The 20,665-nt window shown below is 71.9% G+C and carries 19 protein-coding genes; 8 read left to right on the top strand and 11 right to left on the bottom strand.

The features are described from left to right. Window positions 1–236: 236 nt before the first annotated feature. On the top strand, window positions 237–1,466 hold the full coding sequence (locus J2S22_RS16510) for a LeuA family protein (RefSeq protein WP_272777486.1): 1,230 nt from the start codon (window positions 237–239) through the stop codon (window positions 1,464–1,466). Window positions 1,467–2,048: 582 nt separating this feature from the next. Here the strand turns inward: J2S22_RS16510 and J2S22_RS16505 are convergent. The 5 genes from J2S22_RS16505 to J2S22_RS16485 all read right to left on the bottom strand — a co-directional run bounded on the left by J2S22_RS16505 (window position 2,049) and on the right by J2S22_RS16485 (window position 5,967). Continuing rightward, entirely contained in the window at window positions 2,049–2,792 is a 744-nt protein-coding gene (locus J2S22_RS16505) for a carbonic anhydrase (RefSeq protein WP_272777487.1), read from the bottom strand. 84 nt (window positions 2,793–2,876) lie between these two features. Then, window positions 2,877–3,329, bottom strand: coding sequence for a carboxymuconolactone decarboxylase family protein (locus J2S22_RS16500; RefSeq protein WP_272777488.1), 453 nt, complete (start codon window positions 3,327–3,329; stop codon window positions 2,877–2,879). A 124-nt stretch (window positions 3,330–3,453) separates the two neighbouring features. Further along, a complete protein-coding gene (locus J2S22_RS16495) occupies window positions 3,454–3,837 on the bottom strand; it encodes a cupin domain-containing protein (RefSeq protein WP_272777489.1) in 384 nt (127 codons plus the stop codon). A gap of 45 nt (window positions 3,838–3,882) precedes the next feature. Next, the gene (locus J2S22_RS16490; RefSeq protein WP_272777490.1) at window positions 3,883–4,236 is read right to left on the bottom strand and encodes a cupin domain-containing protein; all 354 of its coding nucleotides are present in this window, start codon (window positions 4,234–4,236) and stop codon (window positions 3,883–3,885) included. A 336-nt stretch (window positions 4,237–4,572) separates the two neighbouring features. Beyond that, window positions 4,573–5,967: an SLC13 family permease gene (locus J2S22_RS16485; RefSeq protein WP_272777491.1), complete on the bottom strand. Its 1,395-nt coding sequence runs from the start codon at window positions 5,965–5,967 to the stop codon at window positions 4,573–4,575. Between the two features lie 177 nt (window positions 5,968–6,144). Here J2S22_RS16485 and J2S22_RS16480 point away from each other — a divergent pair, with 177 nt between their 5' ends. Continuing rightward, window positions 6,145–7,041, top strand: coding sequence for a LysR family transcriptional regulator (locus tag J2S22_RS16480; RefSeq protein WP_272777492.1), 897 nt, complete (start codon window positions 6,145–6,147; stop codon window positions 7,039–7,041). A 179-nt stretch (window positions 7,042–7,220) separates the two neighbouring features. On the opposite strand, the gene J2S22_RS16475 is transcribed toward J2S22_RS16480, so the two are convergent. The 3 genes from J2S22_RS16475 to J2S22_RS16465 all read right to left on the bottom strand — a co-directional run bounded on the left by J2S22_RS16475 (window position 7,221) and on the right by J2S22_RS16465 (window position 9,889). Continuing rightward, entirely contained in the window at window positions 7,221–8,000 is a 780-nt protein-coding gene (locus J2S22_RS16475; RefSeq protein ID WP_272777493.1) for an SDR family oxidoreductase, read from the bottom strand. A 145-nt stretch (window positions 8,001–8,145) separates the two neighbouring features. Beyond that, complete coding sequence (locus J2S22_RS16470) at window positions 8,146–8,646, bottom strand: hypothetical protein (RefSeq protein WP_272777494.1); 501 nt, start codon at window positions 8,644–8,646, stop codon at window positions 8,146–8,148. Window positions 8,647–8,758: 112 nt separating this feature from the next. Then, window positions 8,759–9,889, bottom strand: coding sequence for a ceramide glucosyltransferase (locus J2S22_RS16465; RefSeq protein ID WP_272777495.1), 1,131 nt, complete (start codon window positions 9,887–9,889; stop codon window positions 8,759–8,761). A 135-nt stretch (window positions 9,890–10,024) separates the two neighbouring features. Here J2S22_RS16465 and J2S22_RS16460 point away from each other — a divergent pair, with 135 nt between their 5' ends. Genes J2S22_RS16460 through J2S22_RS16450 form a run of 3 tightly spaced genes read left to right on the top strand, consistent with a single transcriptional unit; the run spans window position 10,025 to window position 12,622 of the window. Beyond that, entirely contained in the window at window positions 10,025–10,822 is a 798-nt protein-coding gene (locus J2S22_RS16460) for a UDP-2,3-diacylglucosamine diphosphatase (RefSeq protein WP_272777496.1), read from the top strand. A 57-nt stretch (window positions 10,823–10,879) separates the two neighbouring features. Further along, entirely contained in the window at window positions 10,880–11,566 is a 687-nt protein-coding gene (locus J2S22_RS16455) for a class I SAM-dependent methyltransferase (RefSeq protein WP_272777497.1), read from the top strand. Window positions 11,567–11,623: 57 nt separating this feature from the next. Then, window positions 11,624–12,622 carry a threonine ammonia-lyase gene (locus J2S22_RS16450; protein ID WP_272777498.1) on the top strand — a complete coding sequence of 333 codons (999 nt, stop codon included), beginning with the start codon at window positions 11,624–11,626 and terminating at the stop codon, window positions 12,620–12,622. A gap of 39 nt (window positions 12,623–12,661) precedes the next feature. Here J2S22_RS16450 and J2S22_RS16445 read toward each other — a convergent pair whose 3' ends face one another. Continuing rightward, window positions 12,662–15,556, bottom strand: a complete 2,895-nt coding sequence (locus J2S22_RS16445; RefSeq protein ID WP_272777499.1) for an amino acid adenylation domain-containing protein — start codon at window positions 15,554–15,556, stop codon at window positions 12,662–12,664. A 212-nt stretch (window positions 15,557–15,768) separates the two neighbouring features. Here J2S22_RS16445 and J2S22_RS16440 point away from each other — a divergent pair, with 212 nt between their 5' ends. Then, a complete protein-coding gene (locus J2S22_RS16440; protein WP_307155849.1) occupies window positions 15,769–16,875 on the top strand; it encodes an MFS transporter in 1,107 nt (368 codons plus the stop codon). Here J2S22_RS16440 and J2S22_RS16435 read toward each other — a convergent pair. Both J2S22_RS16435 and dgcA read right to left on the bottom strand, forming a co-directional pair. After that, window positions 16,800–17,372 (bottom strand): hypothetical protein, encoded by a 573-nt coding sequence (locus J2S22_RS16435; protein ID WP_272777501.1) that lies wholly within the window; start codon window positions 17,370–17,372, stop codon window positions 16,800–16,802. The genes J2S22_RS16440 and J2S22_RS16435 overlap by 76 nt on opposite strands. A gap of 86 nt (window positions 17,373–17,458) precedes the next feature. Next, on the bottom strand, window positions 17,459–18,445 hold the full coding sequence (gene dgcA / locus J2S22_RS16430) for an N-acetyl-D-Glu racemase DgcA (protein WP_272777502.1): 987 nt from the start codon (window positions 18,443–18,445) through the stop codon (window positions 17,459–17,461). A 112-nt stretch (window positions 18,446–18,557) separates the two neighbouring features. On the opposite strand from dgcA, the gene J2S22_RS16425 reads away from it, so the two are divergent. Next, entirely contained in the window at window positions 18,558–19,688 is a 1,131-nt protein-coding gene (locus J2S22_RS16425; protein WP_272777503.1) for an ABC transporter permease, read from the top strand. Window positions 19,689–19,839: 151 nt separating this feature from the next. After that, window positions 19,840–20,622, top strand: coding sequence for an ABC transporter ATP-binding protein (locus tag J2S22_RS16420; RefSeq protein WP_272777504.1), 783 nt, complete (start codon window positions 19,840–19,842; stop codon window positions 20,620–20,622). Window positions 20,623–20,665: the final 43 nt, after the last annotated feature.

Below are 20,665 nucleotides of genomic sequence, written 5' to 3'. Positions count from 1 at the left end.
AAACCGTGCGCCGCGGCGTGCCCTGCGGGTTTTGCAGGGGGCCCATGTTCGGCTTCTTTTGCATGACTGATCGGAGGATTGAGCAACGTCCCGACGCGACTTTTCCGGCGCGTCTTCAGGCAAAGTCTGTAGAGTACCGGCCCGAGGAGCGAAACGACCGCCGCGCCCGCGGGGCGCCGGCGTACACGGCCCACCCCCGTCGATCAACAAGACGAAATCGCGAGAGGAGCAGCCAGATGGCGAATGAACCGTGGAAGGCCAAGGACTGGTTCGTGAGCCCGTGGAACTACGCCGCGGAGGCCACGAAGGGCCTGAACTTCGCCAAGAACATCAAGATTCACGATGTCACGCTCCGCGACGGTGAGCAGCAGACCGGCGTGATCTTCTCGAAGGACGACAAGATCCGGATCGCCGAGGCGCTGGCCGAGGCCGGCGTGCACCGCATCGAGGCCGGCATGCCGGTCGTCTCGTCGTCCGACAACGAGGCGATCAAGGAGATCGTGAAGCGCAATCTCGGCCCCGAGATCTTCGCCTTCGCGCGCTGCATGGTCGACGACGTGAAGCGGGCGATCGACACCGGCGTCAAGGGCGTCGTGATGGAGATCCCCTCCAGCATGCACCTCGTCGAGAACGCCTATCGCTGGAAGATGGAGAAGGCGATCGAGACCTCGATCGAGTCGACCCGTTACGCTCACGACAACGGGCTCGAGGTCGTGTTCTTCCCGATCGACTTCTCGCGCGCCGAGCTGAAATGGGCGATCGACCTGATCGAGCGCGTCGGCAAGGAAGGGCACATGGACGCGGTCGCGCTGGTCGACACGTTCGGCGTCCTGTCGCCGCACGCCGCCGGCTACTTCGCCCGCGAGGTGAAGAAGCGCCTGAACGTCCGCCTCGAGGCGCACTTCCATCAGGACTTCGGCATGGGCGTCGCCAACACCATCATGGCGCTGGCCGAAGGCGTCGAGGTGGCGCACACGACCGTGCTCGGCATCGGCGAGCGCTCGGGCAACACCCCGATGGAAGAGCTCGTCATGGCGCTCAAGACCATGTACGGCCAGGACATCGGCCTCGACACCACGCAGCTCACGCCGCTCGCCAACCTGGTCCAGCGACTGGCCGGCGTGCAGGTGCCGTCCAACAAGGCGATCGTCGGCAACGGGCTCTATCAGATCGAGTCCGGCATCATCACCAGCTGGTTCAAGAACTGCGGCGAGCAGATGGCCACCGAGCTGTTCCCGATCCGCTGGGACGCGGTCGGCCAGCCGCCCGCCGACATCGTGATGGGCAAGGGCTCGGGCATCGACTCGGTCAACATCTGGCTGCAGGATCTCGGCATGCAGGTGTCCGACGACGACGCCATGACGGTGCTGCAGGCGGTCAAGGCCTACTCGCTCAAGCACAAGAAGCTGCTCTCCAAGGGCGAGTTCCGCGATCTCGCCAAGCGCGTTCTCGGCAAGGCGGCCTGAAGAACCGCCGACGTCTCCCGACGGCCGGCGGGCGCGCCGCCGGCAGCCGGCAGGCCCACTGCCGGCGAGCATCCTTCCAGAAAGAGCGGGCGCCTGCGGGCGCCCGTTTTTTTCGTGGGCGCGATCGTCTCGCGCCTCGTGGCGAAGGTCGCGACCGACGCCATCACGACGGGATCCAACAGCACCGGCCCGCCCCGGCCGTCGCCGCCCGGCCCGATCCGGCGCCCATCCTTCCAAGTGAGCGTCGTTTCGCGGACGGTTTGGCGGGCTCGACCGCGACTGATACGCTTGCCTGGCGATCGTGTCGGCTCGCACTTTCTCCAACGGGAGAGGGGGTGGGCTTTGCGAGTCGGGGCGAGGGGGTGGGGCATCGATCGGAGGCCTCGGCCCCGTCGCCCGGATCTCGTGCGGGAACCGGCCTCTCCCGCGGGGAAGTGGTGAGTCTCCGAGCGGACCACCCGGGCACGGGAGACGAGTCGCGGGCCCGGACCGGTGGTGTCGGGCTCCTCTCGCGGCGGGGAGCACGGCCCCGTGGCGGGGTGTATCCGGACCCGTGAGGAAGAAGCCGATGCTCCTGTCCGGTCAGGACAAGGTCACGAATTCGTCCGCTTCCGGATCGAGGGCCTGGAGCTCCCCGGTTTCGATGTCGAAGTGCCAGCCGTGGAGGCTCAGGCGGCCCAGCCGGGTCCGTTCGCGAACGAACGGAAACTCCCGGATGTTGACGAGGGAGGTCCTGATCACCTCGTATTCGCAGACGCGCTGCAGGGTGGCCCGAGCCCCGCTGCATGATGCCCCGACGGCGGCGCTCCGGGCCGATGCGGCCGTCTGCAGCCAGCGTCCGATGGCGGTGCCTTCGTGGGCGCTCAGGAGCGCCCGAACCCCGCCGCAGCAGGAATGCCCGAGAACGACGATGTGCCCGACCTGCAGCATGCACACGGCGAACTCGATGGCCGCGATCGTTCCGTGGGCACTCCCGTCCGGAGTGAGCGGAGGAACCAGATTTGCGACGTTGCGGACCGCGAAGATCTCGCCGGGCCCGGTCTCGAAGATGATCGCGGGCTCGACCCGCGAGTCGCAGCACGAGATCATCATGATCTCGGGAGCCTGGCCTTGCGCGAGCCGGGCGAAGGTGTCCCGGTTTCGCGAGAAGAAGTTGTCCCGGAACGACCGGTAGCCGTCGATCAGGCGCTCCAGCGCCGCCTGCCGAGGCGAGGCTGTCGTGAGCCCGTGGAGGGCCGACGTGCAGGCCGGATCGCCGGGCCGATATTCGTCGGTGCCGTCGCGACCCGACGGCACCAGGTCGACATGCCGGTCGAAGCTGCCCATCTCGCATCCTCCCAGCGACGACGTCCTGCACGGCCGTCATCGAACAGGACCATGCCGGTCCGTCGTGGCCACCGGTCCACTCTCTCAGGAGACCGGATGAGCGAAGCGGTACGCCACCGCGATGCGATTGAAGCCGTTGATGGAGACGATGGCGCCGGTCAGATCGGCGAGCTCGGTCTCGGAGAAGTGCGTACTCGCCTGATCGTACACGGCGTCGTCGACGGGCTCCTCGTGAACGAGAGTGACCGCCTCGGCCCATGCGAGGGCGGCCCGCTCGCGCGCGTCGAAGAACGAGGAGTCGCGCCACGTCGGCAGCAGGTGGAGTGCGGTTTCGTTCATTCCGAGCCTGCGCGCTTCCGCTATGTGAACGGCCAGGCAGTAGGCGCAGCCGTTGATCTGCGACGTCCTGATCTTGATCAGCTCGAGCAGCGCGACGGGCAATCCACTCGCCTTGCTGCCTTCGTTGATCTTCTGGAGTCCCTCGATGGTGCCGGGCGAAGCTTTCCGGAAATTGAGAAGCGTGGATCGAGCGCTCACGATGGCGTTCTCCTTCTGGTGCAGCCACCCCGAGCGGCGTTGCCGCCCGGAGTGGCCGTCACGGAGGTGCGGTGGACGGGGGCGGGCGGCGTGCGGGCCGCGGCCGGCGCGCCGGCGTCCTGGTTCAGCACTCCGACCCCTTGCGGGTGCTCTTTCCGTCGCCGCCCGGAAGGATCGGAATGGTGCAGATGACCCGCATCGTCGACGCCCCGAGGTTCCGGAGCTGATGCACTTCGTTGGGAGCCGTGTAGACGAGATCGCCGGGCTTCAGCCGGGTCTCCTTGCCGTTCCCGTCGACGATCGCCGGCTCGCCTTCGGGGAAGAAGAACTCGTGCTCCTCCAGATGAGAGTGGAGGGAGGTGTGACCGCCCGGCGCGAACTCCATGACGCGCATGGCGTAGTTCGGGCAGCCGTCGTCCTTGGTGAGGGCGAAGCGCGCCGACATGCCGTTGAAGCCCTCCTTGTCGACATACACGGCCGGAATGTCCTGTACGTTCTTCCTGATCATCTCTTCGTCTCCGTTGCGAACTCGGGATCGGCTCCGGCCGTGTTCTCAGGTGAGGGCGGGAAGCCAAACGTTGTAGAGCAGAACGTCTTCCTCGATGTTCCGCGGCTGATGCTGGACGCCCTGCGGGACCCTGAGAAAGCACCCCTTGGTGAGGGCCACGTCGCCGACCCCGTCGATCCACATCGTCGCCTTGCCCTGCAGGACGAAGACGATGTCGTCGGAATGCTCGTGAACGTGCTTGTCGGGTTGCGATCCGACCGGAAGGCGAACCAGCGCGAAGGTGACGTCGACGTCGTCCTTCTCGCGGGTGACGAGGTAGGCGATCTCGACGCCGCGAAAACGGGGATGAGGCTGCCAGGTCATCCGGTCGGCCGAGATGGAGTTGCAGGTCGGTGACATGTCGCATCCTTTCCTGTTTCCGGCGCGGCTCGGTCGTGAACCAGGCCGCGCGACGGAAACGTCGCATTCACGAGGATCGTGAGCCATTCGCGAAATGGGCACAGGCCGTGTGCTTCGGGGCACAAATGCGAAGCACCGGCTCGCGAGCCGTCGTCGAGCAGTGACGCGGAGTCGGGGCGCTGCGCGACGTCGCTGTCGTGGTAGCGGACCTCGCGCCGCCGGTGTCGCGAGCGTCGTCAGGACGACGGCGAGGCGCCGCCCCGATCCGTCGGGGCGGCGCCGTCACGAAGCCAGTTGTGGTCGATTGGGACGGGTGCCGGGGCTCGCGTGCCGGTCCTAGAGGCGTCCTAGCAGGGTCAGCCAGAGGACGTCCAGCGGCCAGAGAACGACGAACGTCACGGCGGCGGTGATGAGGCACACCCGGGTCACTTCGCGACGGGGGAGATCGGCGATCTGCATCGCCATCACCAGAGGCGGAGCCGTGTAGGGCAGGATGACGGTCGAGAACCCGACCACCTGGGAGGCGAGGACGGCTCCGGTCGGCAATCCGCCGGCGGACGCGAGCGTGCTGGTGAGCGGCGTCAGGACCGCCGGGATGCCGGGCTGTGTGGTCAGGAGTCCGAGCATGGTCGCCAACCCGCTCAACTGGACGAAACTCGCGACGGGGTGGTCCGGCGCCAGGGAGAGCGAGCTCAGAGCCCAGGTGGCGAGATGCCTGCCGAGCCCGGCATGCGCGACGAGCGCGCCCAGGCTGATGATGCCGCCCACGAACAGCGCGGGTTCGAGATTGATCGTCTGCAGTGCCTTGGGCGGCAGCAGGCCGAAACGCGGCAGCAGGCAGAACACGGCTGCGACCATTCCGACCCAGGCTGGAGAGATCTTGTGGATCGAATCGAGCGCCCAGAAGGCGAGGGCGACCGCCAGCAGGACGGCGAGGCGCCGCTCCGCCGGCGACATCGGCGTGGTCGGCCGGACGGCGGCCCGGACCGGGCTCCCGGATTCGTTGCGGTAGAGTCTGAGCAGGACGACGATGATCACGCCGGTCTTGACCAGGCCGAGGACCGGGAAGTGCTGGAGCAGGTAGTCGCCGTAGGGAATCGGCCAGCCGAACATCGTTTCGACGATCCCGGCCATGACGTTGTTCGGCACGTTTCCCGGCAGGATCGCATAGGACGGCAGATAGGTTCCGAAGATGCCGCCGAGAAGCAGGCCGATGTACTCCTTGCTGCCTTTTGAATAGCCGAGATGTTCGGCCAGCGCCGCCAGAATCGGGATGATCAGCACGACGCGCCCGGTTCCCGACGGCATCAGGAACGCCATCGCCAGGCCGAACAGCACCACGCCGACCATGGCTCCACGGTAGGTCTGACTCAGCGCGGCCGCGAGGTGGGCGGCGATGCGGGCGCCCAGGCCGCTCTGCTTGATCGCGGCGCCGATCACCAGCCCGGCGAAGACCAGCCAGAACGACGACGACACCAGGCCCGCGAAGACGACCTGAGGCGGGGCCACCTTCATGAGCATGGCGAGCGTGAACAGCAGAAGGACGGTCAGCGTCTCGGAGATCGTCCCCGTGGCCCACAGGCCGATCGCGCCGATCACCAGGGCGGCGGCGCGCGCGTCGGCCGTGGCCAGGCCGGCAGGTGGGAACAGCGCGATGGCCGACCCGACCGCCACCATGCCGAAGGCGGTGATCGGCGGAAGTCGGCGTGAGAGAACCAAGGAAGCGGGCATTTGAGACTCCGTTTCGTGGTGTTCCGCCGAGGCTATTCGGTGTCGTCGAGGGTTGCGAACCTCCTATGTCTCGACAGGCATTGTGCCGGAACGCACAGCCGCGGCGCAGCCGCCGCAATGGTGAAGGAGCCTCCTTTGTGGCAGGCTCTTGTGCGGATGCGCACAGCGAGGTGATGGGTGGACTGGGAGGGCCTGAAGTTCTTCCTGGCGGTCGGCCGGGAGGGCACGCTGGCCGGTGCGGGGCGGGCCCTGGGCGTCAAGCATTCGACGGTGCTGCGCCGCGTGGCGGCGTTGGAGGAGGAGCTCGGCCTCAAGCTCTTCGACCGTCATCCCGACGGATACCACCTCACCGGTGCCGGCAAGGAGATGCTGGACGCCGCGGTTCACATCGGCGACGACATCGTCACGATGGAGAGGCGGCTGTCCGGCCGGGATCTCCGGCTCGCGGGAACCGTCAGGGTAGCCGCCATAGGTGTGCTGGTTCCATGGATCGCGGGCGCGCTGGCCGAATTCCGGGCGCTGCATCCCGCCATCAAGGTCGAGGTCGTGATCTCGCCGGCCGGCGTGAGTCTGGCTCGTCACGAGGCCGACATCGCCATCCTCATCAGCTCCGCCACGCCGGAAAGTCTCGTCGGCCGGCGCATCGCGGCGCTCGCGCACCGTGTCTACTCGGCACTCTCCTTTCCGGCCGCCGACGTCGCCGATCCGGATATCACGCGATATGAGTGGGTGAGCTACACGGCCAGCCGGGCGGACGTGCCGCAGGCCCAGTGGGTGGCGGCCAACATCCCCGCCGACCGGGTCGTGTTCCGCGCCAACCACACCGGCATGGTCGTCGCGGCGGTCAAGGCGGGGCTCGGGCTGGGTGTGCTTCCCTGCTATCTCGGAGATGCGGAGCCAAGCCTGCGGGCGTTACGCGACATCGGCAATCTCGGCCAGGAAATGTGGATCCTCACCCACCGTGACCTGAAGCGCATGCCTCGTATTCGGGCCCTGATGGATTTCCTCGCGAGGGAGCTCGGCCGGCACCGCGACCTGATCGAGGGACGCGCCCGGGACGAGATGTGCGGGTGAACGTCGGTCCGGAGCGCGGCATCGGCACAGTTCCGTCCAGTCTCCGAGAAGAGCGGGCGGCCGCTCTTCAGGGTCCCGAGACCACTTCCAATCGTCACCCCGAGGTGCTCGCCGAAGGCGGGCATCCGAGGGCGACGGCGAGGGGGCGCCGCCGCACTGCCTCGGGATGGTCATGGCGTTCAGAACGCCCCGGGAAACGCCCCGCCGTCGATGAGAAGGCTCTGGCCGGTGATGTAGCCGGCGTGGACGGAGCACAGGAAGGCGCAGGCCGCGCCGAACTCGTCCGGGGTGCCGAGGCGGCGGGCCGGCACGGTGGCGAGGCGCTCGGCCGCGACCTCGTCGGGCGACAGGCCGCGCTTCGCCGCCGTCGCGGCGATCATCGCCTTCAGCCGGTCGGTCTCGAACACGCCGGGCAGCAGGGCGTTGATGGTGACGCCGTCGGCGGCGACGGTGCGGGCGACGCCCGCCATGAAGGCGGTGAGCCCGGCGCGCGCCCCGGACGACAGGTCGAGGCCGGGCAGCGGCATCTTCACCGAGCCCGACGTGATGTTGACGATGCGGCCGAAGCGGCGCGCCCGCATCCCGTCGATCACCTTCTGGGTCAGCTCGATCGCCGCGACCATGTTGGCCGTGACGCCCGTCAGGATCGCCGCGCGGTCGAGCTCGCGAAAATCCCGGAAGGGCGGGCCGGCATTGTTGTTGATCAGGATGTCGGGATCCGGGCAGGCCTCGAGCAGCGCCGCCTGGCCGTCCGGCGTCGCGACGTCGCCGACCACCGGGATGACGGCGGCCGCCGTGCTCTCCGCGATGGCGACGGCGACGGCAGTGAGCTGCTCGCGGTCGCGCCCGTTGATCACCACGGTGCAGCCCGCCTCGGCGAGCCTCTGGGCGCAGGCGCGCCCGAGCCCGCGGCTCGAGGCGCAGACGATGGCGGTACGGCCGGTCAGTCCGAGGTCCATGGGCGTGTCCTGGGGCAGGCGTGTCCTGGGTCGACGAAGCTCGTGCCTCGATACCAGGACGGCGCCCGGGCGCCCAGTCTCCACGCTGCGATGGCCGGCCGTCGTCCGGCCGGCGTCGTTGGGCCTCGGGGCCGCGCGCGACGCGTCAGCGCGGCGGCGCGCCGGGCGTCGTGCCGGTACCGGTGCCGCTGTTCGGCATGCCGTTCATGATGTCGGGGGTGCCCATCCCGTTGAGCGAGGGCGTCGAGGTGCCGGTGCCGCGCGCCGACGACCCGCCCGGCAGGGCCGGGCCGGGCACCGAGGTGCCGGTGGTCTGGCTGCCGGTCGGCGTCGTCGCCGTGCCCTGGCTGTTCAGGCCCTGGCCCGGATGAGCCGGTCCGGGCGCGATCGGGGTGCCGCCGGTCGAGACCGAGCCGGTGGAGCCGACGCCGGCGCTCGGGGTGCCGCTCGGGGCCACGCCCGAGCTGCCCGAGCCGGTGCCGGTCGCGGCCGAGCCGCTGCCGGTCGAGGCGCCGCCCGCCGCCCCGCCGGAGGCACCGCCGCTGCTGCCGCCGCTTCCGCCGCTCTGGGCCATCGCGAGGGTCGAGGCGCCGGCGAGCGCCAGGGCCGCGAGAAGCGCCGTCGTCGTGTTGGTTCGTGACCGCATGAGAATGCTCCCGCCCGTTCGGGGTGCTCTGTCCTTCCGGGCCAAGTCGGCCCGGCCGGACAGGTTCCGCCGCCGGGCAGCCGGCGGGCGACGGTGGTAGCGGGAGCGATGGTCAGGTGGCCCGGCTGTCGGCCGCGACCCGGATCTCGTTGCCGCGCCACTCGAACGACTGGCCGAGCAGGCCGTCGAGCCAGAGCGCCGGCAGCATCAGGTCGCGCAGCAGGCCGTGCAGCGGATACCAGCGCGAGACGTGCCAGCCGGCCGCCCGCGCCAGCGCCATCTCGAGCCCGTACCAGGCGAGCCAGAAGAGGAGCAGCAGCGGCAGCACCGGCCCGCCGAGCGCGTGCACGGCCGCCGCGAAGGCGACCCCGGGAAACACGCCGCCGGTCAGGATCTCGGGCAGGAAGTACAGCGGGAAGCAGGCCCGCCGCAGCCGCGCCCAGCGCGACTGCCGGCGCCACACCTCGGCGGCGCGGCGGCGGCCGAGCGGCTGCTCGAACGGCGCGTCGGCGAGACGCACCCGCCAGCCGAGGCCGCGCACCAGCTTGGTCGAGGCGGCGTCCTCGGCGACGTCGGCACCGAGCGCCTCGAGACCGCCGCCGGCCTCCAGCACGTCGCGGCGCCAGAACAGCGTCTTGCCCTGGGCGAAGCCGAGCCCCATCGTGTCGGCGACGTACTGGGCGCGCGCCTGATAGGTGTTGAGGAAGGCGCATTCGACCTCGGCCCAGAAGCCGTCCGGGCGGCTGCCGACCGGCGGGGCGCAGACGAGCCCGGTGTCGGCCCGCCACGTCGCCAGCAGGCGCTGCAGGTAGTCGGCCGGCATCAGCACGTTGGAATCCGCGATGGCGACCCAGTCGTGCGCGGCCGCGTGCCAGCCCTTGACGCAGTTGTTCAGCTTCGGATTGGCGCTCACCGGATCGTTGCCGATCAGGAGGCGGGCCGGCACGGCGGGGTGCCGCCGCATCAGATCCTCGACCACCGGAATCACCGGATCGGCCGGCGAGGCGACGCAGAACAGGATCTCGTAGGCCGGATAGTCGAGCCGGAAGGTCGACTCGAGCGTCTCCTCGACGAAATTCTCGATTCCGCACACCGGCCGCACGATGGTGACGGGCGGGGTTCCGGACGCCGGCGGCAGATGCCTCGCCGGCACGCGGCAGCGATACGCCGCGACCGCGACGCTCACGACGTGGACGAAGGCGGTGAGCCCGCAGAACGCGGTGGCGATTCCGAGGAGTGTCATGACGGGCGACTACAACGCCCGCATGACGAACCGATGACGGCAACCGGGCGCACGCGTCGCCGCACTGCGTCATCGAACCGCAACAGGACTCTGCGAGAACCCGCGCATGTTCACGATCATTGATGGGAGCGGAGCGTGACGGAGAACGGACTGCGGCGCTTCCGCACACTGTTCATTTCGGACGTTCATCTGGGGACCCGCGGCTGCCAGGCCGACAAGCTGCTCGACTTCCTGCGCTGGCACGAGGCCGACACGGTCTACCTGGTCGGCGACATCGTCGACGGCTGGCACCTGAAGTCGAGCTGGTACTGGCCGCAGGCCCACAACGACGTCGTCCAGAAGCTGCTGCGCAAGGGCCGCAAGGGCGCCCGCATCGTCTACGTGCCGGGCAATCACGACGAGTTCCTGCGCGACTACTACGGCACGCATTTCGGCGGCATCGAGGTGGTGGAGCACACCATCCACGTCTCGCCGACCGGCAAGCGCTATCTGGTGATCCACGGCGACCTGTTCGACTTCGTGATCTCCCAGGCGCGCTGGCTGGCGCTGCTCGGCGACAAGGCCTACGACCTCGCCATCACGCTGAACCGCCTGCTCAACGGCCTCACCCGCCGGCTCGGCTTCGGCTACTGGTCCTTCTCCAAGTGGGCCAAGCTGAAGGTGAAGAACGCCGTCAACTACATCGGCGACTTCGAGAAGACGCTCGCCGCCGAGGCGCAGCACCACGCCGTCGACGGCGTGATCTGCGGCCACATCCACCACGCCACCATGCACGACACCTTCGGGGTCCAGTACATCAATTGCGGCGACTGGGTGGAGAGCTGCACGGCGGTGGCCGAGCATTTCGACGGCCGATTCGAGATCATCACCTGGACGCGGCGGGCCGAGAGCATCGAGCCCGAGCCGGCGACGATCGCCGCGCAGGCGGCCTGACGCCGCCGCCGCCGTCCGGCCGTTCGTCCCGATCATTCGGTTCCCCTGGAGTTCCCGATGTCCGAGCCGCGTGTCGATGCGTTCGCGGATCCCGAGCGCCACGTCATGGAGAAGGCGTATGCCCGCTGGGCGCCGCTCTACGACATGGTGTGCGGGCCGATCTTCGAGAGCGGCCGGCGCGCCGCCGCCGAGGCGGCCCGCCGGGTCGGCGGCCGCATCCTCGAGGTCGGGGTGGGGACGGGGCTCTCCTTCTCCGACTACGATCACTCGACCCGGGTGGTCGGCATCGACATGTCGGCCCCGATGGTCGCCAAGGCGAAGGCGCGGCTCGCCACCGGCCGCTTCCCGCACGTCGACTCCGTGATGGTGATGGACGCCTCCGACCTCGCCTTCGAGGACGGCGCCTTCGACTGCGTCGTCGCGCAGTTCGTGATCACGCTGGTCGCCGATCCCGAGCGCGTGCTCGACGAGTGCGCCCGCGTGGTGCGGCCGGGCGGCGAGATCATCCTGGTCAACCATCTCTACTCGGAGAAGGGCGTCGGCGCGGCGCTGGAGCGGCTGCTCGCCCGGCCGGCCCGCAGGATGGGGCTGCGTCCGGAGTTCCCCTTCGCCCGGCTCGCCGCCTGGGCCGAGCGGCACGGTGCCGTCGCGCTGATCGAGCGCCGGCCGATCAAGCCGCTCGGCGTCTACACGCTGGTCCGCTTCCGCCGCGGCGTCGAGGAGCGCGAGCGCGCCGCGGCGTAGCCGGCGTGCGCGGCCGCGCCTTGCGGTCGTGAAACGCGCGGTCTACGGTCCCGCGCCATGACTGCGATCGATCCCGCCTCCGACCTTCCGCCGCCCACCGTCGCCGATGTCGAAGCCGCCGCCGCGCGGCTCGCCGGCGTCGCGGTGCGCACCCCGCTCGTCGCCGCGCCGGTGCTCGACCGGCTCACCGGCGGCCGCGTCTTCCTCAAGCCGGAGACGCTGCAGCGCACCGGCTCGTTCAAATTCCGCGGCGCCTACAACGCTTGCGCGTCGATTCCGCCGGAGCGGCGCGCCGCCGGCGTCGTCGCCTTCTCGTCCGGCAACCATGCGCAGGGTGTCGCCGCGGCGGCGCAGCTCCTCGGCATGCCGGCGACGATCGTGATGCCGTCGGACTCGCCGAAGAGCAAGCAGGTGCGCACCGCCGGCTACGGCGCCGAGGTGGTCCTGTACGACCGCGTGCGCGAGGACCGCGAGGCGATCGCCCGCCGCATCGCCGGCGAGCGCGGCGCCTTCGTGGTGCCGCCCTACGACCATCCGCTGGTGATCGCCGGGCAGGGCACGGTCGGGCGCGAGATCGTCATCGACCTCGCCGCCCAGGATCTGTCGCCCGACATCGTGCTGGTCAACGCCTCGGGCGGCGGGCTCACCGCCGGCACCGCCATCGCGGTCAAGGCGAAGGCGCCGCAGGCGCGGATCTTCACCGCCGAGCCGGCCGGCTTCGACGACTACGCCCGCTCGCTCGCCAGCGGCCGGCGCGAGCGCAACGAGGCGATGAGCGGCTCGATCTGCGACGCGCTGCTGATGTCGACGCCCGGCGCGCTGACCTTCCCGCTCAATCTGGCGATGGGCGTCGCCGGCGTCGTCGCCACCGACGAGGAGGTCGGCCGCGCCGTCGCCCTCGCGTTCCACGAGCTCAAGCTGGTGGTGGAGCCGGGCGGTGCCGTCGGCCTCGCGGCGCTGATGTGCGGCAGGGTCGATGCCCGCGGCAAGGTGGTCGTGGTGGTGCTGTCGGGCGGCAATGTCGACGCCGACCTGTTCTGCCGCCTGATCGGCTGAGCGCCGTCCGCAGACGCCCGGCGGGCCGGACGCGCCGGGTCAGCTGAACAGCGCGATCTTCTCTTCCTCGGTGAGCGTCTTGAGCGGCGCCAGCGGGTCGATCGGCACGGTGTGCATGGGCGGCGGCGGCTCGGCCGCCTCCGCCTCCTCGGCCTCGTGGATGCGGCCGAGCCGGCTCCAGCCCGGACCCGACAGGCCGGCCGCCCGGCCGCCCTGCGAGAATCCCGAGGCGGCCGGGACGTCGCCGATGGAGAACCGGTAGGCGCTGACCGGGTCGCGGCGGGCCGGCTCGGGCGGCGGCGCGGCAGCCGCCTCCGGCTCCGCCGCGGCGGCCGGCTCGGGCTCCGCGACGGGCGCCGCGATCGCGCCCGCGGCCGCGGCCGCCTCGGCATCGTTCCCGACCAGCCAGGACGGCACATGGAACGGCGTGATGCCGGTCGTCACGGTGGCGACGGGCGGCTCCGCCGCCGTCTCCGGCACCTGCGGCGTCGGCCCGGCCTCCGGTGCGACCGCCACGGCGGCGGCCGGGGTCTCGACCGGCTCTGCCGGCTCTGCGGCCGCGATCTCGCTCCCGGACGCGCTCTCCGGGGCGGCGGCCGACGTCCCGAAGTCGAAATCGACCACCGGAATCGGCGGCTCCTCCGCCACGGCGGCGGGCGTCATGTCACCGGCCGCTGATGCTGACTCGTCATGCTCGGCCTCGTGCCGGGCATCCATGTCCAGAGAGTCGTTCGCGGACGAAGTCGTGGATGGCCGGAGGGGGTCGGAGATCGCCGCCGCGGGTATCACGGGGGCCGCGGGGGACTCCGCCGGCGCGGCCTCCACGGCCTCCGCGACCTGCGGCGGCGCGGCGGGCTCGTTCGATTCGGCGGGCTCGCGGGTCGCGGCGACCGGCTCGGGGGCCGGCGCCGGTGCCGGCACGATCCCGACGGCGGCGTCGACCGATGCGGTGACCGGGGCTTGGGCCGCTGCCTGGATCGTCGCGGCCGCCGCCGCGGCCGGGGCGGGCGGAACCGCGTTGGCCTCGGCGACCGGCTGGATGCGGGCCAGCGCCTCGACGAGCCGGTGCAGCCAGGCGTTCTGCTCGTGCAGCAGCCGGGCCGTCGCCTCGCCGTGCACGGCCGCGCGCTCCGGGTCGGCGGACAGTGCCGCGACCGCGGTCCCGACGCTCTCCACGGCGCCGGCGAGCGACATCAGCTCGGCCCGCATCTCCTCGGCGCCGGGCGGCTCGCGGGTGGTGCGCAGCGTCGCCTCGACCAGCGCCTCCATCCGCTCGACCGCGGCGAACACGTCGCGCCGCGCCGCGGCGGCGTCCTGATGCGGCTCGCGCATCAGCACCGCCTCGACGCGGGCCAGCGCGGCGACCAGATCCTCCAGGATGCTGGTGAGGGCCGGCGGGGCCCGCTCCTCGCCGAGCGCCTTCTCGATCCGGCCGAGCGCGCCGACGAGGTCGTCGGTCCAGCCGGCCGACGGGGCGGTGGCCTGCAGGGCCTCGACCGCGCTCTCGATGCGGGCGAGCGGGGCGAGGTCGTCGGCCCGGATGCCGGGCTCCGGCTGCGCCGCCACGGCGGTGCGGAGATCGGCGAGCGCGGCCTCGATCCGGGTCAGCGGAGCGAGGTCGTCCGGGCCGATCGCCGGCGCGGCCGGGGCCGGGGCCGGTGCGGCGAGGGTCGCGCGGAGCTCCGCCAGCGCGCCCTCGATGCGGCCGAGCGGTGCGAGGTCGTCGGGTCCCAGGACGGGCTCGGCCGGCCGCGGCGCGGTGAGGAAGGCCTGGAGATCGCCCAGCACCGCCTCGATGCGCCCGAGCGGGGCGAGATCGTCGGGGCCGAGGAGGGGCGCGGGCGGCTCGGATGCGGCCGGCTCGGGCGCGGTGAGGAAGGCCTGCAGATCGCCCAGCGCCGCCTCGATCCGCCCGAGCGGGGCGAGGTCCTCGGCCCGCACCTCGGGCGCCGGCGGCTCGCGGGCGGCGAGGGCGGCCTGCATGTCGGACACGGCGGTCTCGATCCGGGCCAGCGGCGCGAGGTCGTCCGGCCCGAGCGCCGGCGCGGCCCGCACCTCCGGCTCGGCGCGCTGCTGCTCGGCGACGGCGGCCTCGATGCGGGCGAGCGCGGTCTCGATGCGGCCGAGCGGGGCGAGGTCGTCCGGCCCGACCGCCGGCTCCGCCGCGGCCTGCTCGGACAGCGCGGCCTTGAGCTCGCCGACGGCGGTCTCGATCCGCTCCAGCGGGGCGAGGTCCGCGGCCCGGATCTCGGGCTCCGGCGCCGTCTGGGCGGCCAGCGCGGCGAGCAGCTCGGTCACGGCCGCCTCGATGCGGCCGAGCGGGGCGAGGTCGTCGGGGCCGATCGCCGGCGGCGCCGGCGCCTGCGCCGCCAGGGCGTCGCGAAGGTCGGACAGCGCCGTCTCGATGCGGGGCAGGGGCGCGAGATCGGCGGCCCGCACCTCGGGCGCCGGCGGCGCCTGCTCGGCGATCGCCGCCTCGATGCGGGCGAGGGCGGCGGCCACCGGCTCCAGGTCGGCGGCCGGGGCCGGCTCGGGCCGCGCCGCGACGGTCTCGTGCAGCCGGTCGATGGCGCCCAGGATGTCCTCGGTGCGGTCGGCGGCCGGATCGGGCAGGAAGGCGAGCCGTGCCTCGATGCGCTCCAGCGACACCGGCAGCCGCTCCAGCACGGCGAGCGGCAGCGCCGGCTCGGCGAGCTTGGCGCGCGCCTCGTCGCGGGCGTCGGCGATCGCCACCTCGATGCGGCCGAGGATGAGGGCGAGGAGATCCATCTCCTCCAGGCGAGTGCGGCGGGCGTGCTCCTCCAGGAACCAGCGGCCCCGCCGGGTCTCCATCAGCGCCTCGCTGATCGCCTCGTAGTCGATCTCGGCGGGCGACGGCGGCGCGGCCGGATCGGGATCCGGGCTCGGCGGGTAGGAGGAGAGGGCGTCGGACATGGTCACCCGTTCGTTCGGCTCCGGTCGGACCGGACAGCCGAATTCGCCCACGGGACCCACCCGGGACGAGGCGTGGAGCGGGGCCGGACGCAAAACCGGTTTCCACTTCGGCGACCGCGATCTAAAGCATCTGCACGACTCGCCACCGGAGCGCAATCCGCGAGATGCCTTTGTTTAACAGGACTTTGCCGGACGACGGCTTCGCCCGGCGAATGGGCGTCTTCTACGCGGCCTATTTCGTCTTCGCCGGCATCCAGCTGCCCTTCCTGCCGGTGTGGCTGGCCGACCGCGGCCTCGACGCCCGCGAGATCGGCCTCGTGCTGGCGCTGGCGATGGCGACCCGGCCCGTGGTGGTGCCGCTCGCCACCCGGCTGGCCGACCGCCGCGGCTGGCTCAAGGGGCCGCTGATCGTCGCCTCCTGGGTGACGGTGGCGTCCTTCGTGCTGCTGGAGCGCAGCCACGGCTTCCCGGCGATCCTCGCGGCCTATGCGGCGGCCTCGCTGACCCAGGCCCTGATCCTGCCGTTCGCCGACGCCTTCGCGCTGCGCGGGCTCGCCGAGCGCGGCCGGGCCTACGGGCCGGTGCGGCTGTGGGGCTCGGCGAGCTTCATCGTCGCCAATCTGGGCGGCGGCCTGCTGCTGCAGCGGTTCGGCGCGCCGGACGTGATCTGGGGCCTGGTCGGGGCGCTCGTCGCCACCGCCGCCGCCGCCAGCCTGCTGCGGCCGCTGCATCCGCCCGCGGAGGGCGCCGGCCCGGCGGCGGCGCGGCCGAGCCCGTGGCGATCGCCGCGCTTCGTCGCCGTGGTCGCGGCGGGCGCCCTGATCCAGGCGAGCCACGCGGTGCTGCACGGCTTCGCCAGCCTGCAATGGGCCGCCAAGGGCCTGGACGGGCTGGAGATCGGCGCCCTGTGGGGGATCGGCGTGGTGGCCGAGATCGGGCTGTTCGCCTTCTCGGGCCGGCTGGGGACGCGGCTGCGGCCGCTCGACATGCTGCTCCTCGGCGGCGCCGGGGCGGTGCTGCGCTGGACCGTGATGGCGTTCGACCCGCCGGCCGGGCTGCTGCCGGCGCTGCAGGGCCTGCACGCGCTGTCGTTCGGCGCCGCCCATCTCGGCGCCATGCACTTCCTCGCCGAGGAGCATCGCGGTGCCACCGGCCAGGGCGACTATGCGAGCGTCGTCGCCGTGGTGTTCGCGGTGGCGATGGGCGCCTCGGGCCTGCTGGTCTCGGCCTTCGGCAGCTTCGCCTACCTGGCCATGGCGGCTTCGGCGACGGCCGGCGTGGCGATCGCGGCCGGGGCGCGGCGGAGCGCGCGGGCCTGACGGCCGACGCGGGCGGCCGGCCGCGGCGAGGCGGCGATCCGCCGGGCGCCCGACTCGCAGGACGGGACCACGGCGGCGAGGTCACGGCCGCGCATCATCAGCATGCGCGGGGTGAGGCCGCCGCGCCGGGTGATCCAGCGGCGCACGCTGCCCGGATACATGCCCCACAGCGCCTTCGTCGCGATCGGGCTGGTCACCCGGTTGCCGTTGGCGTCCGGCAGCCACGCGGCGTGGAAGCCGAGGGCGGCGTTGCGGGTGGCGCACAGCCGGTCGCGCGGGATCATCCCGACCACGATCGTGCAGGCCGACAGGCAGGTGCCGTCGATGACGACGCGCTCGCCGCTCTGGCGGACCCGCTGCCAGCGGGCCACGTAGTCGCCGATCATGCCGCCCGTGTCGGACGTGATCAGCACGTCGGCGGCGGCCGGCGTGATGGCGGCCGTCGTCGCGGCGGCGAGTGCGAGCGAGGCTCCGAGAATCCAGGCGGCAGTCCGCATGATCCATTCCCCCGTGCGAGCCGTCCCCGAGTCGGCCGTCCGGAATTGGTACCCGTCGAGCCTGGAACCCTCAATCGGGAAAAGACTCACCCCCACAGCAGGGGGGTAGCGGGATGGAGAACGCTGCCGTCGAAGACGAGCCCGTGTGGCCTGTCGCCCACAAGCAGCAGCGGTCCGTCGAGATCGACGAAGCCCGCACCCTGCGCGAGCAGCACCGCCGGGGCGATGGCGAGCGAGGTGGAGACCATGCAGCCGACCATGATCTCGAAGCCGAGCGCGCGCGCCGCCGCCGCCACCACCAGCGCCTCGGTGAGGCCGCCGGTCTTGTCGAGCTTGATGTTGACGGCGTCGTAGCGGTCGCGCAGGCGGGCGAGCGTGTCGCCGCCGTGCACGCTCTCGTCGGCGCATACCGGCACCGGATGCGGCACGCGGGCGAGCGCCGCGTCGTCGGCCGCCGGCAGCGGCTGCTCGACCAGCTGCACGCCGGCCGCCGCGCAGGCGGCGAGATTGGCCGCGAGGTCGGCCTCGGTCCAGCCCTCGTTGGCGTCGACGATCAGGGTCGCGCCGGGGACGGCGCGCCGCACCGCGGCGATGCGCTCCGGGTCCTGCGGCCCGCCGCCGAGCTTCACCTTGAGGAGCGGCCGGGCGGCGGCCGCCGCCGCGGCGTCCGCCATGGCGTCCGGCGCGCCGAGCGAGATCGTGTAGGCGGTGACGAGCGGCTGCGGCGCCGGCAGGCCGAAGAGGGCGTGGGCCGGCACCCCGGCGCGCTTCGCCGCGAGGTCGACCAGGGCGCAGTCGATGGCGTTGCGGGCCGCCCCGGCCGGCATGCTCTCCTGCAGGGCGGCGCGGTCGCACCCGGCCGCCAGGGCAGGGGCCATGGCCTCGATCGCGGCCAGCACGCTGTCGACGCTCTCGCCGTAGCGCGCATAGGGCACGCACTCGCCGCGGCCCGTGTGTGTCCCGTCGGTCACGGTCGCGACCACCACGCGGGCCTCGGTCTTGGCCCCGCGACTGATCGTAAACGTGCCTGCGATCGGCCATTTTTCCGACGCGGCGGCGAGACGGAGGGACATCGTGGTGCCTCGGAGCAACAGGGCCGTGGACCTCGACAGGCCGGCGGCGCGGTGTCAAGTATCAGGGTCGGCGAGTCGGGGGATCCCGTAGCTCTCGCCGCCGGAGCCCCAGATGAGCGATCGCCTGCTCGATCTCAGCGTCACGGACGGGCGGCTCGCGCTCGCCGCCGCGGGCTCGTGGACGGCGGACCGGGCCGGCGAGCTGGAGCGGCTGGTCGAGACGGCGGTGCGGCGCGCCCGCGGCGTCTCCGCGGTCGAGATCCGGATGGGCGGGGTCGAGCGGCTCGACACCTTCGGAGCGTGGCTGCTGGAGCGCCTGGTGCGCACCCTGCGCACCGACGGCCGCACCGCCGCGGTGCTCGACCTGCCGGAGCGCTGGCGCGCCCTCGTCGACGTCGCCCATGCCGTCAACCGGACGCCGATCCCGCGGCGCCGCTTCAATCCGCTCGCCGACGCGCTCGCCCGCCTCGGCGAGACCGTGGTCGGCCTCGTCCGCGACCTGCTGCTGATCGTCCAGATGTTCGGCGAGCTGACCGTGGTGGCGCTGCGCACCGCGCTGCGGCCGTGGACGTTCCGCTTCACCTCGACCGTGCACCATCTCGACCGGGTCGGCTGGCGGGCCGTGCCGGTGATCCTGCTGATGACCTTCCTGATCGGCTGCATCATCGCCCAGCAGGGTCTCTTTCATTTCCGCCGCTTCGGGGTCGAGACCTACGTGGTCGACATGGTCGGCATCCTGGTGCTGCGCGAGATCGGCGTGCTGATGGTCGCCATCATGGTGGCCGGCCGCTCGGGCAGCGCCTACACGGCCGAGCTCGGCTCGATGAAGATGCGCGAGGAGACCGACGCGCTGCGCACCATGGGCTTCGACCCGCTCGAGGTGCTGGTGCTGCCGCGCGTCGTCGCCCTGGTGATCGCGCTGCCGGCGCTCACCTTCGTCGGCTCGATGGCGGCGCTCTACGGCGCCGGCCTGGTCGCCTGGCTGTACGGCGGCATGAGCCCGGACATCTTCCTGTCGCGCCTGCACGACGCCATCTCGATCGACGACTTCGCCGTCGGCATGATCAAGGCGCCGTTCATGGCGCTGGTGATCGGCGCGGTGGCGAGCGTCGAGGGGCTCGAGGTGAAGGGCTCGACCGAGTCGCTCGGGCTGCACACCACCGCCTCGGTGGTGAAGTCGATCTTCCTGATGATCGGGCTCGACGGCCTGTTCGCCATGTTCTTCGCGACGATCGGGATGTGACGATGCTGGCGGAACTCACCCGTCATTCCGGGGCGCGGGCACCAGCCCGCGAACCCGGAATCCAGCGACGGTCTCGGACATCCTGGCTGGATTCCGGGTCCGGCGCTGGCGCGCCGTCCCGGAATGACCGCGGCCGGGGAGGAGCGTGACGATGCTGGCCCCCGGCAACGAGCTCGTCATCGGCGTGCGCGACCTGGTCAGCGGGTTCGGCGACACCACGGTGCTCGACGGGGTGTCGCTCGACGTCACCCGCGGCGAGATCCTCGGCTGCGTCGGCGCCTCGGGCATCGGCAAGTCGGTGCTGCTGCGCACCATCGTCGGCCTGCTGCCGCGGCGCTCCGGCCGGATCACGGTGTTCGGCGAGGATCCGGCCCGGCTCGGGGCGCGGGCGCGGCGGGCACTGGAGCGGCGCTGGGGCGTGCTGTTCCAGCAGGGCGCGCTGTTCTCGTCGCTCACCGCGCTGCAGAACGTCCAGTTCCCGATGCGCGAGCACCTGTCGCTGTCGCGCCGGCTGATGGACGAGGTGGCGGTCGCCAAGCTGGAGATGGTCGGCCTCGACGCGAGCGTCTGCGACAAGATCCCGTCCGAGCTGTCGGGCGGCATGATCAAGCGCGTCGCGCTCGCCCGGGCGCTGGCGCTCGACCCCGAGATCGTCTTCCTGGACGAGCCGACGGCCGGGCTCGACCCCATCGGGGCGGCCGAATTCGATACGCTGATCAAGACCCTGCAGCAGACTTTGGGTCTCACGGTTTTCATGGTAACCCACGATCTCGACAGCCTGCACGCGGTCTGCGACCGGATCGCCGTGCTGGCCGATCGGCGGGTCATCACGGTCGGCCCGATGTCCGCCATGCTCGCGTCGGATCATCCGTGGATCCGGTCCTATTTCCGGGGCGTGCGGTCGCGTGTCGGCGAGCCGGTCCGGGTGGCCTAGACGGGCGGGCCTGCGGGGCAGGGAAGACGCCGGCCGGCTGCGG

This window comes from Rhodoplanes tepidamans (assembly GCF_030813915.1).
Taxonomy (GTDB): Bacteria; Pseudomonadota; Alphaproteobacteria; order Rhizobiales; family Xanthobacteraceae; genus Rhodoplanes; species Rhodoplanes tepidamans.
This window is presented reverse-complemented; position numbering and strand designations above follow the sequence as displayed.

Bases quoted from the DNA above. Each gene is read 5' to 3' on its own strand.
- J2S22_RS16475 (WP_272777493.1), bottom strand. From the start codon at position 8,000: ATGGACCTCGGACTGACCGGCCGTACCGCCATCGTCTGCGCCTCGAGC.
- J2S22_RS16420 (WP_272777504.1), top strand. From the start codon at position 19,840: ATGCTGGCCCCCGGCAACGAGCTCGTCATCGGCGTGCGCGACCTGGTC.
- dgcA (WP_272777502.1), bottom strand. From the start codon at position 18,445: ATGTCCCTCCGTCTCGCCGCCGCGTCGGAAAAATGGCCGATCGCAGGC.
- J2S22_RS16485 (WP_272777491.1), bottom strand. From the start codon at position 5,967: ATGCCCGCTTCCTTGGTTCTCTCACGCCGACTTCCGCCGATCACCGCC.
- J2S22_RS16510 (WP_272777486.1), top strand. From the start codon at position 237: ATGGCGAATGAACCGTGGAAGGCCAAGGACTGGTTCGTGAGCCCGTGG.
- J2S22_RS16470 (WP_272777494.1), bottom strand. From the start codon at position 8,646: ATGCGGTCACGAACCAACACGACGACGGCGCTTCTCGCGGCCCTGGCG.
- J2S22_RS16490 (WP_272777490.1), bottom strand. From the start codon at position 4,236: ATGTCACCGACCTGCAACTCCATCTCGGCCGACCGGATGACCTGGCAG.
- J2S22_RS16425 (WP_272777503.1), top strand. From the start codon at position 18,558: ATGAGCGATCGCCTGCTCGATCTCAGCGTCACGGACGGGCGGCTCGCG.
- J2S22_RS16495 (WP_272777489.1), bottom strand. From the start codon at position 3,837: ATGATCAGGAAGAACGTACAGGACATTCCGGCCGTGTATGTCGACAAG.
- J2S22_RS16455 (WP_272777497.1), top strand. From the start codon at position 10,880: ATGTCCGAGCCGCGTGTCGATGCGTTCGCGGATCCCGAGCGCCACGTC.
- J2S22_RS16440 (WP_307155849.1), top strand. From the start codon at position 15,769: ATGGGCGTCTTCTACGCGGCCTATTTCGTCTTCGCCGGCATCCAGCTG.
- J2S22_RS16465 (WP_272777495.1), bottom strand. From the start codon at position 9,889: ATGACACTCCTCGGAATCGCCACCGCGTTCTGCGGGCTCACCGCCTTC.
- J2S22_RS16435 (WP_272777501.1), bottom strand. From the start codon at position 17,372: ATGCGGACTGCCGCCTGGATTCTCGGAGCCTCGCTCGCACTCGCCGCC.
- J2S22_RS16445 (WP_272777499.1), bottom strand. From the start codon at position 15,556: ATGTCCGACGCCCTCTCCTCCTACCCGCCGAGCCCGGATCCCGATCCG.
- J2S22_RS16450 (WP_272777498.1), top strand. From the start codon at position 11,624: ATGACTGCGATCGATCCCGCCTCCGACCTTCCGCCGCCCACCGTCGCC.
- J2S22_RS16505 (WP_272777487.1), bottom strand. From the start codon at position 2,792: ATGGGCAGCTTCGACCGGCATGTCGACCTGGTGCCGTCGGGTCGCGAC.